General features: G+C 70.6%; 11 protein-coding genes. All 11 read left to right on the top strand.

What is annotated here, in order from left to right:
• Nucleotides 1-32: 32 nt before the first annotated feature.
• From ASD11_RS02255 to nuoN, 11 genes are read left to right on the top strand one after another with little or no spacing between them, the layout of a single operon-like run.
• Nucleotides 33-1358, top strand: a complete 1326-nt coding sequence (locus tag ASD11_RS02255) for an NADH-quinone oxidoreductase subunit D (protein ID WP_056282710.1) — start codon at nucleotides 33-35, stop codon at nucleotides 1356-1358.
• On the top strand, nucleotides 1355-2161 hold the full coding sequence (gene nuoE / locus ASD11_RS02260) for an NADH-quinone oxidoreductase subunit NuoE (protein WP_056282712.1): 807 nt from the start codon (nucleotides 1355-1357) through the stop codon (nucleotides 2159-2161). Before ASD11_RS02255 ends, nuoE begins: the two co-directional genes overlap by 4 nt.
• On the top strand, nucleotides 2154-3479 hold the full coding sequence (gene nuoF, locus ASD11_RS02265) for an NADH-quinone oxidoreductase subunit NuoF (RefSeq protein WP_056282715.1): 1326 nt from the start codon (nucleotides 2154-2156) through the stop codon (nucleotides 3477-3479). The genes nuoE and nuoF overlap by 8 nt, the downstream gene beginning before the upstream one ends.
• Nucleotides 3476-5866: an NADH-quinone oxidoreductase subunit G gene (locus tag ASD11_RS02270; protein ID WP_056282718.1), complete on the top strand. Its 2391-nt coding sequence runs from the start codon at nucleotides 3476-3478 to the stop codon at nucleotides 5864-5866. Before nuoF ends, ASD11_RS02270 begins: the two co-directional genes overlap by 4 nt.
• Nucleotides 5863-7119, top strand: coding sequence for an NADH-quinone oxidoreductase subunit NuoH (gene nuoH, locus ASD11_RS02275; RefSeq protein ID WP_056282720.1), 1257 nt, complete (start codon nucleotides 5863-5865; stop codon nucleotides 7117-7119). The genes ASD11_RS02270 and nuoH overlap by 4 nt, the downstream gene beginning before the upstream one ends.
• Complete coding sequence (gene nuoI / locus ASD11_RS02280; protein ID WP_056282723.1) at nucleotides 7116-7670, top strand: NADH-quinone oxidoreductase subunit NuoI; 555 nt, start codon at nucleotides 7116-7118, stop codon at nucleotides 7668-7670. The genes nuoH and nuoI overlap by 4 nt, the downstream gene beginning before the upstream one ends.
• Nucleotides 7667-8434, top strand: a complete 768-nt coding sequence (locus ASD11_RS02285; protein WP_082554107.1) for an NADH-quinone oxidoreductase subunit J — start codon at nucleotides 7667-7669, stop codon at nucleotides 8432-8434. The genes nuoI and ASD11_RS02285 overlap by 4 nt, the downstream gene beginning before the upstream one ends.
• On the top strand, nucleotides 8431-8724 hold the full coding sequence (nuoK, locus tag ASD11_RS02290) for an NADH-quinone oxidoreductase subunit NuoK (RefSeq protein ID WP_056282728.1): 294 nt from the start codon (nucleotides 8431-8433) through the stop codon (nucleotides 8722-8724). Before ASD11_RS02285 ends, nuoK begins: the two co-directional genes overlap by 4 nt.
• A gap of 4 nt (nucleotides 8725-8728) precedes the next feature.
• Nucleotides 8729-10606: an NADH-quinone oxidoreductase subunit L gene (nuoL, locus tag ASD11_RS02295; RefSeq protein WP_056282731.1), complete on the top strand. Its 1878-nt coding sequence runs from the start codon at nucleotides 8729-8731 to the stop codon at nucleotides 10604-10606.
• Nucleotides 10603-12150: an NADH-quinone oxidoreductase subunit M gene (locus tag ASD11_RS02300; protein ID WP_056282737.1), complete on the top strand. Its 1548-nt coding sequence runs from the start codon at nucleotides 10603-10605 to the stop codon at nucleotides 12148-12150. The genes nuoL and ASD11_RS02300 overlap by 4 nt, the downstream gene beginning before the upstream one ends.
• A complete protein-coding gene (gene nuoN, locus ASD11_RS02305) occupies nucleotides 12150-13784 on the top strand; it encodes an NADH-quinone oxidoreductase subunit NuoN (protein WP_056282740.1) in 1635 nt (544 codons plus the stop codon). Before ASD11_RS02300 ends, nuoN begins: the two co-directional genes overlap by 1 nt.
• Nucleotides 13785-13793: the final 9 nt, after the last annotated feature.

Below are 13793 nucleotides of genomic sequence, written 5' to 3' on the forward strand. Positions count from 1 at the left end.
ACCGCACCCCCCGAGACGCGGAGGAGCTACTCATGACCACCACCGACCCCTACGCGGGCACCACTGACAGCCCCACCGGCCCGGTCTTCACGGTCACCGGCCAGGACTGGGACACGATCGACTCCTCGGCTGTCGAGGGCGACCGCATCGTCATCAACATGGGACCCCAGCACCCCTCCACGCACGGCGTGCTCCGCCTCGTGCTCGAGATCGACGGCGAGACGGTCACCGATGCCCGCCCCGGCATCGGCTACCTGCACACCGGCATCGAGAAGAACATGGAGTTCCGCACCTGGACGCAGGGCGTCACGTTCTGCACGCGGATGGACTACGTCGCCCCCTTCAGCAACGAGGCCGCCTACGTCGCCGCCGTGGAGAAGCTCCTCGACATCGAGGTGCCCGAGCGGGCGCAGGCCATCCGCGTCCTCATGCTCGAGCTCAACCGCATCAGCTCGCACCTGGTCTGCATCGCCACGGGTGGCATGGAGATCGGTGCCCTCACCGTCATGACGTGCGGGTTCCGCGACCGCGAGCTCATCCTCGACCTCTTCGAGCTCATCTCCGGCCTGCGCATGAACCACGCCTACTTCCGGCCCGGCGGCGTGGCCCAGGACCTGCCGTACGGTGCCGTCGAGAAGATCCGCGAGACGCTGAGCCTGCTGAAGAAGCGCCTGCCCGAGTACGCGGCGCTCTGCAACGCCAACCCCATCTTCAAGGGCCGGCTCAAGGGGATCGGTCACCTCGACCTCGCCGGCTGCCTCGCCCTCGGCCTCACCGGTCCCGTGCTGCGGGCCACCGGCTACGACTGGGACCTGCGCAAGAAGCAGCCCTACTGGGGCTACGACACGTACGACTTCGACGTCGTCACGTGGGACGAGCCCGACGCCTACGGCCGGTTCCGGGTGCGCCTGGAGGAGATGTGGGAGTCCCTGCGCATCGTCGAGCAGGCCGTCGACCGTCTCGCCGAGTCCCAGGGCGATCCGGTCATGGTGGCCGACCCCAAGATCGCGTGGCCCTCGCAGCTGTCCGTCGGCGGCGACGGCCAGGGCAACTCGGTCGAGCACATCAAGCACATCATGGGCGAGTCCATGGAGGCGCTCATCCACCACTTCAAGATCGTCACCGAGGGCTTCCGCGTGCCGCCCGGCCAGTCGTACGCGTCCATCGAGGCGCCGCGCGGCGAGATCAGCTGCCACGCCGTCTCCGACGGCGGCAACCGGCCGTACCGGGTGCACTTCCGCGACCCGTCCTTCGTGAACCTGCAGGGCACCTCGATCATGAGCGAGGGATCCATGATCTCCGACGTCATCGTCGCCATCGCCAGCATCGATCCCGTGATGGGTGGTGTCGACCGATGAGCGAGCAGGTCAGCGGAGCCGCCACGCTCCCCGCCGAGACCGTCGCCGAGCTCCAGGAGCTCATGGGCCGCTACCCGCAGGCCCGCTCGGCACTCCTGCCCATGCTGCACCTCGTGCAGTCCGTCCAGGGCAGCGTCACGACCGAGGGCATCGAGACGTGCGCCGCGCTGCTCGGCCTCTCGGCGGCCGAGGTCTCGGGCGTCGCCACCTTCTACACGATGTACAAGCGCCGCCCCATGGGCGACCACCACGTGGGCGTCTGCACCAACACGCTGTGCGCCGTCATGGGCGGCGACGCCATCTTCGAGCGCCTCAAGGACCACCTCGAGGTCGGCAACGACGAGACCACGGCCGACGGCAAGGTCACGCTCGAGCACATCGAGTGCAACGCCGCGTGCGACTTCGCCCCCGTGCTCACCGTGAACTGGGAGTTCTTCGACCAGCAGACGCCGGAGTCCGCCGTCGAGCTCGTCGACCGGCTGCGGTCCGGCGACACGGTCACCGCCACGCGCGGGGCCACCATCACGAGCTGGCGCGAGGCCGAGCGCGTGCTCGCCGGGTTCGAGGACGGACGCGTCGACGAGGGCCCCGCAGCCGCCGGGCCGTCGCTCGCGGGCCTCGAGATCGCCGCCGAGCGCGGCTGGAAGGCACCCGACGTCGACCAGGCCGACTCGAAGGACAACGAGGTCCCCACCGAGTCGGCCGAGGCCGGGGCCGCCGAGGCCGACACCGCGCGGGCCGAGTCCGAGACCGTGGCCGAGGAGTCCGACGCCGACGTGAAGGGAGGCGGATCCGATGACTGACACCCTGACGCCCGTCCTGAGCCGCAACTGGGGCGACGACCGCGCCTGGACGCGCGAGGCCTACGAGGCGCAGGGAGGCTACGACGCCCTGCGCAAGGCCGTCACCCTGACGCCCGACGAGATCGTCACGCTCGTCAAGGACTCCGGCCTGCGCGGCCGCGGCGGCGCAGGCTTCCCCACCGGCATGAAGTGGGGCTTCATCCCGCAGGACCCCGAGACCGAGGCGGGTCGCAAGCCCAAGTACCTCGTGGTCAACGCCGACGAGTCCGAGCCGGGCACGTGCAAGGACATCCCGCTCATGATGGCGAGCCCGCACACCCTCGTGGAGGGCGTCATCATCGCGGCCATGGCCATCCGGGCCGAGAAGGCCTTCATCTACGTGCGCGGCGAGGTGCTGCACGTCGTGCGCCGCCTGCGCGCCGCCGCCCGCGAGGCCGCCGAGGCCGGCTACCTCGGGACCGACGTCCTCGGGTCCGGCCGCACCGTCGACCTCGTGATCCACGCCGGCGCGGGCGCCTACATCTGCGGCGAGGAGACGGCTCTCCTCGACTCGCTCGAGGGCCGCCGCGGCCAGCCCCGGCTGCGCCCGCCGTTCCCGGCCGTCGAGGGCCTCTACGCGAGCCCCACCGTCATCAACAACGTCGAGTCCATCGCCTCCGTGCCCAGCATCGTGAGCGGCGGCATCGAGTGGTTCGGCTCCATGGGCACCGAGAAGAGCAAGGGCTACACGCTCTACTCGCTCTCGGGCCACGTCGCCCGTCCCGGTCAGTACGAGGCGCCGCTCGGCATCACGCTGCGCGAGCTCCTCGAGCTGGGCGGCGGCATGCGCGAGGGCTCCAGGCTCAAGTTCTGGACCCCGGGTGGCTCGTCCACCCCCCTCCTGACCGCCGAGCACCTCGACGTCCCGCTCGACTACGAGGGCGTGGGTGCGGCCGGCTCCATGCTGGGCACCAAGGCGCTTCAGGTCTTCGACCAGACCACGTCGGTCGTGCGGTGCGTCCTGCGCTGGACCGAGTTCTACAAGCACGAGTCGTGCGGCAAGTGCACGCCGTGCCGCGAGGGCACGTGGTGGCTCGTCCAGGTGCTCCAGCGCATCGACGCCGGCCAGGGCCGCGAGGGCGACATCGAGCTGCTGCTCGACCTGTGCGACAACATCCTCGGCCGCTCCTTCTGCGCTCTCGGCGACGGCGCCACGAGCCCCATCACGTCGGCCATCCAGTACTTCCGCGACGAGTTCGAGGCGGGCATGCTCGCGCCCAGCCGCGAGCTGTACCCGCCGGAGGCATCCATGCTGCAGCGACCGGAGGTGGCGCGATGACCCTCGAGGCCTCCCAGGAGACCCAGGTCCCCGTCGAGCTCGTGACCCTGACCATCGACGGTGTCGAGGTGAGCGTGCCGAAGGGCACGCTCGTCATCCGCGCCGCCGAGCTCGTGGGCACCGAGATCCCGCGCTTCTGCGACCACCCCCTGCTCGAGCCCGTGGGTGCGTGCCGCCAGTGCCTCGTGCAGGTGCCCGACGCCGGCAACGGTCGCGGGTTCCCCAAGCCGCAGGCATCCTGCACGCTCGAGGTGGCGGCCGGCATGGTCGTCGAGACGCAGGTGACGTCGGCGGTGGCGGCCAAGGCCCAGGTCGGCACCATGGAGCTCCTGCTGGTGAACCACCCGCTCGACTGCCCCGTGTGCGACAAGGGCGGCGAGTGCCCGCTGCAGAACCAGGCCATGAGCCACGGCCAGGGCGAGACCCGCTTCGCCGAGACCAAGCGCACGTTCCCCAAGCCGTACCCGGTCTCCGAGCAGGTCCTGCTCGACCGCGAGCGCTGTGTGCTGTGCGCGCGCTGCACCCGGTTCTCCGAGCAGATCGCGGGTGACCCCTTCATCGCCCTCGTGGAGCGCGGCGCCCAGCAGCAGGTCGGCATCGGTCCCGAGACACCGTTCCACTCCTACTTCAGCGGCAACACCATCCAGATCTGCCCCGTGGGCGCCCTCACGAGCGCCGACTACCGGTTCCGCGCCCGCCCGTTCGACCTCGTGTCCACCCCGTCGGTGGCCGAGCACGACAGCTCCGGCTCGGCCATCCGTGTCGACCACCGGCGCGGCAAGGTCATGCGCCGTCTCGCGGGCGACGACCCCGAGGTCAACGAGGAGTGGATCACCGACAAGGACCGTTTCGCGTTCACGTGGTCCGAGCAGCCCGACCGGCTCCGCACGCCGCTCGTGCGCGACCCCGAGTCCGGAGAGCTCGTGCCCACGTCGTGGCTTGGCGCGTTGGCCGTCGCTGCCCGTGGGCTCGCCGCCGCCGGCTCCGTGGGTGTGCTGCCCGGCGGACGTCTGACCGCCGAGGACGCCTTCGCGTACAGCGTCTTCGCCCGTGCCGTCCTTGGCACCAACGACATCGACTTTCGCGCCCGCGCCCACTCGTACGAGGAGGCCGCGTTCCTGGCCTCCACGGTGGCGCTGCGGTCCGACGTGACGTTCACCGACCTGGAGCGCGCTCCGCGGGTCGTCCTGGCCGGTCTCGAGCCGGAGGACGAGGCCGGGATGATCTTCCTGCGCCTGCGCAAGGGGGTCCGAGCCGGTCGCACGCGCGTCGTCACCATCGCGTCGCACCTCACGCGCGGCTCCCGCAAGCTCGACGCCCAGCTGGTCGCCACCCGCCCGGGCGACGAGGCCCGGGCCATCGCCGACCTCGACCTCGGCCCCGCCGACATCCTGCTCGTGGGCGAGCGCCTCGCCCTCGTCCCCGGCGCCCTGAGCGCGGCCGCGGCCAGCCCGGCACGGCTCGCGTGGGTCCCGCGGCGGGCAGGCGACCGTGGCGCGGTGGAGGCGGGCGCCCTGCCCACCCTGCTGCCCGGTGGTCGACCCGTGTCCTCCGCAGCGGCCCGCGCCGACCTCGTCGCGGCCATCCCCGTCCCCGGCGTCGCTGCCTGGCCCGCGGAGCCCGGTCGTGGTCTCGAGGCGATCCTCGAGGCCGTCACGGTCGGCGAGCTCGGTGGCCTGGTGGTCGGTGGCGTCGAGGTCGACGACCTGCCCGACCCCGAGGTCGCGCGCGACGCGCTCGAGAAGGCGTTCGTCGTGAGCCTCGAGGTCCGCGCGAGCGACGTCACGGCCCTGGCCGACGTCGTCCTGCCCGTGGCCCCGCCCGTCGAGAAGTCCGGCACGTTCGTCAGCTGGGAGGGTCGCCCGCGCCGCTTCGGTCGCGTGCTCGACGTCGCCGGCTCGCTCACCGACGTCCGGGTCCTGGCCGGCATCGCGGAGGAGATGGGCCGGCCCCTGGGCTTCCGCTCCACCGACGAGGCCACCGCGCTCATGCAGCAGGTGGGTCCTTGGGACGGCGAGCGCGCCCCGGCACCCACGGTGTCCCCGGCCGGTCCGGCCGAGGGGGCCGTCGTGCTCTCCACGTGGCGCCAGCTCGTCGACGACGGACGCGGCCAGGACGGTCAGGCCCTGTACCGGGCCACGGCACGCCCGGCCGTCATCCGCGCCTCGGCGGCCACCCTCGCCGCGGCCGGGATCGAGGACGGCGCTCCCGCCACCATCGCCACCCGGGCCGGCTCGGCCACCTTCCCCGCCGTCGTCGACGACCTGCCCGACGGCGTCGTGTGGGCGCCCGGCAACTCCGGCGTCAACCTGCGCGCGGCCCTGTCGGCCGACCACGCGAGCGCCGTCACCCTCAAGCCCGGACCCTCCCAGGTGGTGCAGGCATGAGCCCGCTCTTCGGCAACGAGCCGTTCTGGGTCGTCGCGCTCAAGGCCGTGCTGATCTTCGTGATCCTCGTGGTCTACACGCTCTTCAACATCTGGTTCGAGCGTCGTGTAGTGGCCCGCATGCAGCACCGGATCGGTCCCAACGTGCACGGTCCGTTCGGCCTGCTGCAGAGCCTCGCCGACGGCGTGAAGCTGGCGCTCAAGGAGGACCTCGTGGTCAAGGCGGCCGACAAGGTCGTCTACGTCCTCGCACCCATCCTGGCCACCATCCCGGCCTTCCTCGCCTGGGCGGTCATCCCGTTCGGCCCCGAGGCCAAGATCCCCTTCACCGACACCGTCACGCCGCTGCAGCTCACCGACCTGCCGGTCGCGGTGCTCTACATCCTCGCCGTCACGTCGGTGGGCGTGTACGGCATCGTGCTCGCCGGCTGGTCGTCCGGTTCCACGTACGCGCTGCTCGGCGGCCTGCGCTCCAGCGCCCAGATGATCTCGTACGAGGTGGCCATGGGCCTCTCCCTCGTGGCGGTCTTCATGTACGCGGGCTCCATGTCCACGAGCGAGATCGTGGCGGCCCAGACCGACCTCTGGTACTTCCTGCCGCTCCTGCCGTCGTTCGTCATCTACGTCATCGCCATGGTGGGCGAGACGAACCGCGCTCCCTTCGACCTCCCCGAGGCCGAGGGCGAGCTCGTGGGCGGCTTCCACACCGAGTACTCGTCGCTCAAGTTCGCGCTGTTCTTCCTCGCCGAGTACGTCAACATGGTCACGGTCTCGGCGCTGGCCACCACGATGTTCCTCGGCGGCTGGCGCGCCCCGTTCGGCCTGTCCCAGGCCTGGGGCGGCGCGCTCAACGAGGACTACTGGCCGGTGCTGTGGTTCCTCGGCAAGACGCTGGGCTTCATCTTCATCTTCATCTGGCTGCGCGGCACGCTGCCGCGCATGCGCTACGACCAGTTCATGAGCTTCGGCTGGAAGGTGCTCATCCCGGTCTCGCTGGCCTGGATCATCGCCGTCGCCGTCATCCGCAAGCTCCGCAGCGAGGGCTCGGTCGACCAGGAGCTGCTCGTCTGGGCGGCCGTCGCGGCCGGCGTCGTCCTGGCGCTGTCGTTCCTGCTGCCCGAGCGGAAGTCCAAGGACGAGCCCGAGCCGGTCGAGCCGACCGAGCCCGACGCGTTCGCCGGCGGCTACCCCGTGCCCCCCATGCCCGAAGGACCGACGACCCGCGAGAAGCGGGAGAAGGAGGTGCGGCGATGAGCGCGCTCTGGGATCCGGTGGCCGGCTTCGGCGTGACCTTCCGGACGATGTTCCGCAAGACCGTCACCGAGCAGTACCCGTTCGAGAAGGTGCCCACGGCGCCTCGCTTCCACGGCCGGCACCAGCTCAACCGCTGGCCCGACGGGCTCGAGAAGTGCATCGGCTGCGAGCTGTGCGCGTGGGCGTGCCCCGCCGACGCCATCTACGTCGAGGGCGCCTCCAACATCGACGACGCCGACGGCTCGGGCCGCTTCAGCCCGGGGGAGCGCTACGGCCGCGTCTACCAGATCAACTACCTGCGCTGCATCCTGTGCGGCCTCTGCATCGAGGCGTGCCCCACGCGCGCCCTCACCATGACCAACGAGTACGAGCTGGCCGACGACAACCGTGCCGACCTCATCTACGAGAAGCAGGACCTGCTCGCTCCGCTCCTGCCCGGCATGCTCGAGCCGCCGCACGACATGCTCATCAGCGACGACCACCACGACTACTACGCCGGCAAGACGCTGCCCCGTCTGCCGCGGGACCCGGCCCAGGACACGCGCCCATGACCGCGTTCTGGACCCTTGCCCCCGTCATGGTGGTCGCGGCCCTCGGGCTCCTGTTCGCCCGCAAGGCCGTGCACGCGGCCCTGTGCCTCGCCGTCGTCATGATCAGCCTCGCCGTGCAGTACGCGGCGCTCGGTGCCCCGTTCCTGTTCGCGGTGCAGATCATCGTCTACACCGGCGCCATCATGATGCTGTTCCTGTTCGTGCTGATGCTCGTGGGCGTCGACACCTCGGACTCGCTCAAGGAGACCATCGCGGGTCAGCGGCTCGCGGCCACGGTCGTGGGCCTGCTCTTCGGCGTCGTGGCCGTGCTCGCCATCGGCCAGACGGTCACGGGTGCCGTCACCGGGCTGGGCCAGGCCAACGAGAACGGCAACCCGTTCGGCCTGGCCGAGCTGCTCTTCGGCCCGTACGTCCTCGCGTTCGAGCTCACGAGCGCACTGCTCATCACGGCCGCCCTCGGCGCCATGGTGCTCGCGCACCGTGAGCGCCTCGGGGCCCGGGCCTCGCAGGCCACGCTCGCCGAGCGCCGCATGCGCGAGTACGCCGAGACGGGTCGCCACCCCGGCAACCCGCCCACGCCCGGCGTGTACGCCCGGGACAACGCGGTCGACCTGCCCGCCCGCCTGCCCGACGGCACCTCGGCACCCGACTCGGTGTCGCAGGTCCTGCGCGACCGCGGCCAGGTGCGGCCCGCGCCTGGCGCCAAGGACCCCGTCGATCCCGCCGACACCACCGACACCGGTCCGCGGGAGGTCGAGGAGTGACCGAGTACCTGAGCCTCTCGCTCATCCTCTTCACGATCGGTGCGGTGGGCGTGCTCGTGCGCCGCAACGCGATCGTCGTCTTCATGTGCATCGAGCTCATGCTCAACGCCACCAATCTCGCGCTCGTCGCCTTCGCGCACCAGCACGGCAACCTCGACGGCCAGATCGCGGCGTTCTTCGTCATGGTCGTGGCCGCGGCCGAGGTCGTCGTGGGGCTCGCCATCATCGTGTCCATCTACCGCACGCGTCGCTCGGCCTCCGTCGACGACGCCGACCTGCTGAAGGGATAGACGCGTGCTCGATCTCGTGTGGCTGCTCGTCGCCATCCCCCTCGTGAGCGGCTTGGGCCTCCTCGTCTGGGGCAAGGAGGCCGACGCCTGGGGCCACCTCGTGGCCACCGTCGCCTCCGCTGCCTCCTTCGTCCTGGGCGTCGTCGCGTTCATCGAGCTGGCCGGCCGCGACGCCGACGACCGCTCCGTGACCCACGTGCTCTTCACGTGGATCGAGGCCGGTCCGTTCCACGTCGACATGGCCTACCACTACGACCCGCTGGCGGCGCTCTTCGTGCTGCTCATCACGGGCGTCGGCACGCTCATCCACGTGTACTCGATCGGGTACATGGCGCACGACGAGCGGCGTCGCCGCTTCTTCTGCTTCCTCAACATCTTCGTCGCGGCCATGCTGACGCTGGTGCTGGCCGCCGACTACCTCGTGATCTTCCTGGGCTGGGAGGGCGTCGGTCTGGCGTCCTACCTGCTCATCGGGTTCTGGCAGCACAAGCCCTCGGCGGCGGCCGCCGCCAAGAAGGCCTTCGTCGTCAACCGCGTCGGTGACCTCGGCATGGCGCTCGCGATCATGCTGATGTTCGCCCAGCTGGGCACCACCGACATCGCGTCGGTCAACGCCTCCATCGGGTCCGCCAGCACCTCGGTGGCCACCGCCATGGGCCTGCTCCTCCTGCTGGGTGCGTGCGGCAAGTCCGCGCAGGTACCGCTGCAGAGCTGGCTCCTCGACGCCATGGAGGGCCCCACCCCGGTCTCGGCCCTCATCCACGCGGCCACCATGGTCACGGCCGGCGTCTACCTCGTGGTGCGCAGCAACGGCATCTTCGACGCCTCGGAGGCCGCGCGCACGGCGGTCGTCGTGGTGGGTCTCGTGACGCTGCTCGTGGGCGCCTGGATCGGCTGCGCCAAGGACGACATCAAGAAGGCGCTCGCCGGCTCCACCATGAGCCAGATCGGCTACATGATGCTCGCGGCCGGACTCGGCCCGGCGGGCTACGCGTTCGCGATCTTCCACCTCATCACCCACGGCTTCTTCAAGGCCAACATGTTCCTCGGCGCCGGCTCGGTCATGCACGCCATGGACGACGACGTCGACATGCGGCACTACGGCGCGCTCCGCACGTCGCTGCCCATCACGTTCGCCACCTTCGCGCTGGGCTACCTCGCGATCATCGGCTTCCCCGGGTTCTCCGGCTTCTTCAGCAAGGACAAGATCATCGAGGCGGCGTTCGGCTACAACGTCTGGGTCGGGCTGGGCACGCTGCTCGGCGCCGGCGTCACCGCGTTCTACATGACGCGGCTCATGATGATGACCTTCTTCGGGGAGAAGCGCTGGCGCGACGAGGTGCACCCGCACGAGTCGCCGCTCGTCATGACGATCCCGCTCATGGTCCTCGGCGCCGCGTCGCTCCTCGGCGGCGCGCTGCTGGCGGGTGACTGGATCGTCGACTGGCTCGAGCCCGTCGTCGGACACACCGAGCATCACGAGCTCGCGATCCCGGCGCTGGCCATGTCGGCGATCATCGTCGCCGTGGTGGCGGTGGGTGCCACGCTCGCCTACCTCACCTACGGCCGTCGGCCCGTCGCCGACGTGGCCCCGCTGGACTCCCAGGTCCGCTGGCCCGTCCGGGCCGGACGGCACGAGATGTACGGCAACGAGATCAACGAGGCGCTCGTCGTGCGACCCGTCCAGCACACCACCCGAACGCTCGTGTTCCTCGACGGACGGGGGATCGACGGCTTCGTCACCGGACTCGCCGACCGGCTGGGGGAGGCGTCCCAGGCCCTGCGCAAGCCGCAGAACGGGCTGGTCCGCAGCTACGCACTCGGCATCTTCGCCGGTGCCACCCTCGTCCTGGTCGCGCTCCTGGCGGTGACGCTCGCATGATCCTCACCCTCCTGGCGGCCACGCCGCTCCTCGGCGCCCTCGTGGTGACCTGCCTGCCCCGCGGCTCGGCCAACGCGTCCACCGTCAAGGCGGTGGCCATCGGCTTCAGCGCGCTCACCCTGGCCCTCTCCCTCGTGGTGATGGCGCGGTACGACGTGGAGTCCGGCGGCTACCAGATGACCGAGAAGCACGAGTGGATCGGGCAGCTCGGCGCCTGGTACTCGCTCGGCGTCAACGGCATCGGGCTCGTCCTCATCCTGCTCACCACGATCCTGGTCCCCGTCGTGCTGCTCGCGGCCTGGGACGACCGGTTGCCCGGTCGGCGCAGCGTCAACTCCTACGTGGCCTGGATGCTCGTCCTCGAGGGCCTCGCGATCGGTGTCTTCGCGGCCACCGACGCGTTCCTCTTCTACGTGCTCTTCGAGGCCACGCTCATCCCGATCTACTTCCTGATCGGCTCGTACGGCGGCCCGCAGCGCACGTACGCCGCGGTCAAGTTCCTCATCTACAACCTCGTGGGCGGCCTGCTCATGCTGGCCGCGATCGTGGGGCTCTACGTCGTGTCGGCCAAGGACGGCAACGCGTCGTACCTGCTGAGCGACCTGCAGAACGTCGACATGAGCACCACGACGGAGCGGCTGCTGTTCTGCGGGTTCATGGCGGCGTTCGCCATCAAGGCCCCGCTCTTCCCGTTCCACACCTGGCTGCCCGACGCCGCGGCGTCGGCCACGCCCGGGACGTCGGTCCTGATGGTCAGCGTCATCGACAAGATCGGCACCTTCGGCATGCTGCGCTGGTGCCTCGGCGTCTTCCCGGGCGCCTCGGAGTGGGCGAGCCCCGTGGTCATCACGCTCGCCGTCATCAGCATCGTCTACGGGGCGCTGTGCGCCATCGGCCAGGACGACATCCGCCGGCTCGTGGCCTTCACGTCGGTCTCCCACTTCGGCTTCATCATCCTGGGCATCTTCGCCTTCACGACGGTCTCCACGGCGGGTTCGACGCTCTACATGTTCAACCACGGGCTCTCCACCGCGGCGCTGTTCCTCGTGACCGGGCTCATGATCGCCCGGCGGGGCTCGGCCAGCATCGGCGACTTCGGCGGCGTGCAGAAGGTGGCGCCCATCATGTCGGGCGTGCTGCTCGTCGCCGGCCTGTCGAGCCTCTCGCTGCCCGGGCTCGCGCCGTTCGTCTCGGAGTTCATGGTGCTCGCGGGCACCTTCACGCGCTCGGTCCCGGCCGCGGCGGTCGCCACGCTCGGCATCGTGCTCGCGGCGCTCTACATCCTCATCATGTACGCCAAGGTCATGACCGGGCCGCTGCGTGAGGGGCTCGAGGGCTTCCGCGACCTCGGCTCGCGCGAGGTGGCGGCGCTCGCTCCCACGCTCGTGCTCATCGTGGGGCTCGGCTTCTACCCCCAGCCCATGCTCAACGTCATCAACCCGGCGGTCGACGAGGTCATCTCCCAGGTCGGCCAGGGCGACCCGCCGCCACGGACACCCGTCGACGTGAGTGAGCAGGCCAAGACCGAGGAAGGGGGGCACTGATGTCCAGCACCGCGCTCCTCACCGCCACCGACCTGCCCGACATCGCAGCCCCCGAGATCCAGTACGCGCTCATCGGGCCCGTCTTCATCATCCTCGGGGCTGCGCTCGTGGGCATCGTGCTCGAGGCCGTGCTGCCGCGCGGCAAGCGGTTCCTGCCCCAGGTGGGCGTCGCCGTCGTGGGCGTCGTGGCGGCCCTGGCCGACACCGTGTGGGTCTACCGCTCGCTCGACACCGTCCAGGGCAGCTCGCTCGAGGGCCGCGGCCAGGTCGCGCTCGAGGGCGCCCTCAGCATCGACGGACCCGGCGTCTTCACGTGGGGCATCCTGCTGGTCTTCGCACTCCTGAGTCTCGGGCTCTTCGCCGAGCGCCGGCTCGAGAACGGGCTGAGCCCGTTCACCGGCCGCGCGGCCGACGCACCCGGCTCGGCCGGAGAGGCCGAGGCCGTGGAGGCCGGACTGGAGCACACCGAGGTCTTCCCCCTCATGCTCTTCGCGCTGTCGGGGATGATGCTCTTCGCCACGGCCAACGACCTCATCACGATGTTCGTGGCGCTCGAGGTGCTCTCGCTCCCGCTCTACCTGCTCTGCGGGCTGGCGCGCCGGCGCCGTCTCGTGAGCCAGGAGGCGGCCCTCAAGTACTTCCTGCTGGGCGCCTTCTCGTCGGTGTTCTTCCTCTACGGCGCCGCCCTGGCGTACGGGTTCTCCGGCAGCTTCGGGCTCGCGGAGATCGACCTCGCGGTGAGCGCCCGCACCGGTGACCAGCCGCTGCTCCTGGCGGCCATCGCGCTCATCGCGGTGGGGATGTTCTTCAAGATCGGCGCCGCGCCGTTCCACCAGTGGACGCCCGACGTCTACCAGGGCGCACCCACACCGGTCACCGCCTTCATGGCCGCCGGCACCAAGGCGGCGGCGTTCATCGCGTTCCTGCGGGTCTTCTTCGTGGCCTTCGGCGGCGCGCAGTGGGACTGGCGACCCACCATCTGGGTCGTCGCGATCATCACGATGGTGCTCGGCGCGCTGGTCTCCATCGCCCAGACCGACGTCAAGCGCATGCTCGCGTACTCCTCGGTGGCCCACGCGGGCTTCCTGCTCGTGGGCTTCGCCGGAGCCTACGTCGGCTCCGCCGGCAACGAGGACCGCATCACGTCGGTCTCGAGCATCCTCTTCTACCTGAGCGTCTACGGCGTCTCGTCCATCGGTGCGTTCGCGATCGTCACCGTCGTCCGCGACGCCGGCGGCGAGGCCACCCACCTCTCGCGGTGGGCCGGACTGGGCAAGGAGTCGCCCTTCCTGGCCGGGTGCTTCGCGCTCTTCATGCTGTCGTTCGCCGGCATCCCCCTCACGGGTGGCTTCATCGGCAAGTGGGGCATCTTCAGCGCCGCCTGGTCCGGCGGCTACTGGCCGCTCGTCGTGGTCGGCGTGCTCGTCAGCGCCGTCGCGGCGTACTTCTACGTGCGGGTGATCGTGCTGATGTTCTTCACCGATCCCACCGACGCGCCAGGGCCGACCGTGGCGGCGCCGAGCCGGGTGACTACCGTGGTGATCGCCGCATCCGCTGCGGCCACCGTCGCACTGGGCCTGGTCCCAGGGCCCGTGCTCGACCTGGCTCAGCACGCGGGTGCGTTCGTGCGCTAGCCCCATCGT

Source organism: Aeromicrobium sp. Root495 (genome assembly GCF_001426755.1).
In the GTDB taxonomy this organism is placed as follows: domain Bacteria; phylum Actinomycetota; class Actinomycetes; order Propionibacteriales; family Nocardioidaceae; genus Aeromicrobium.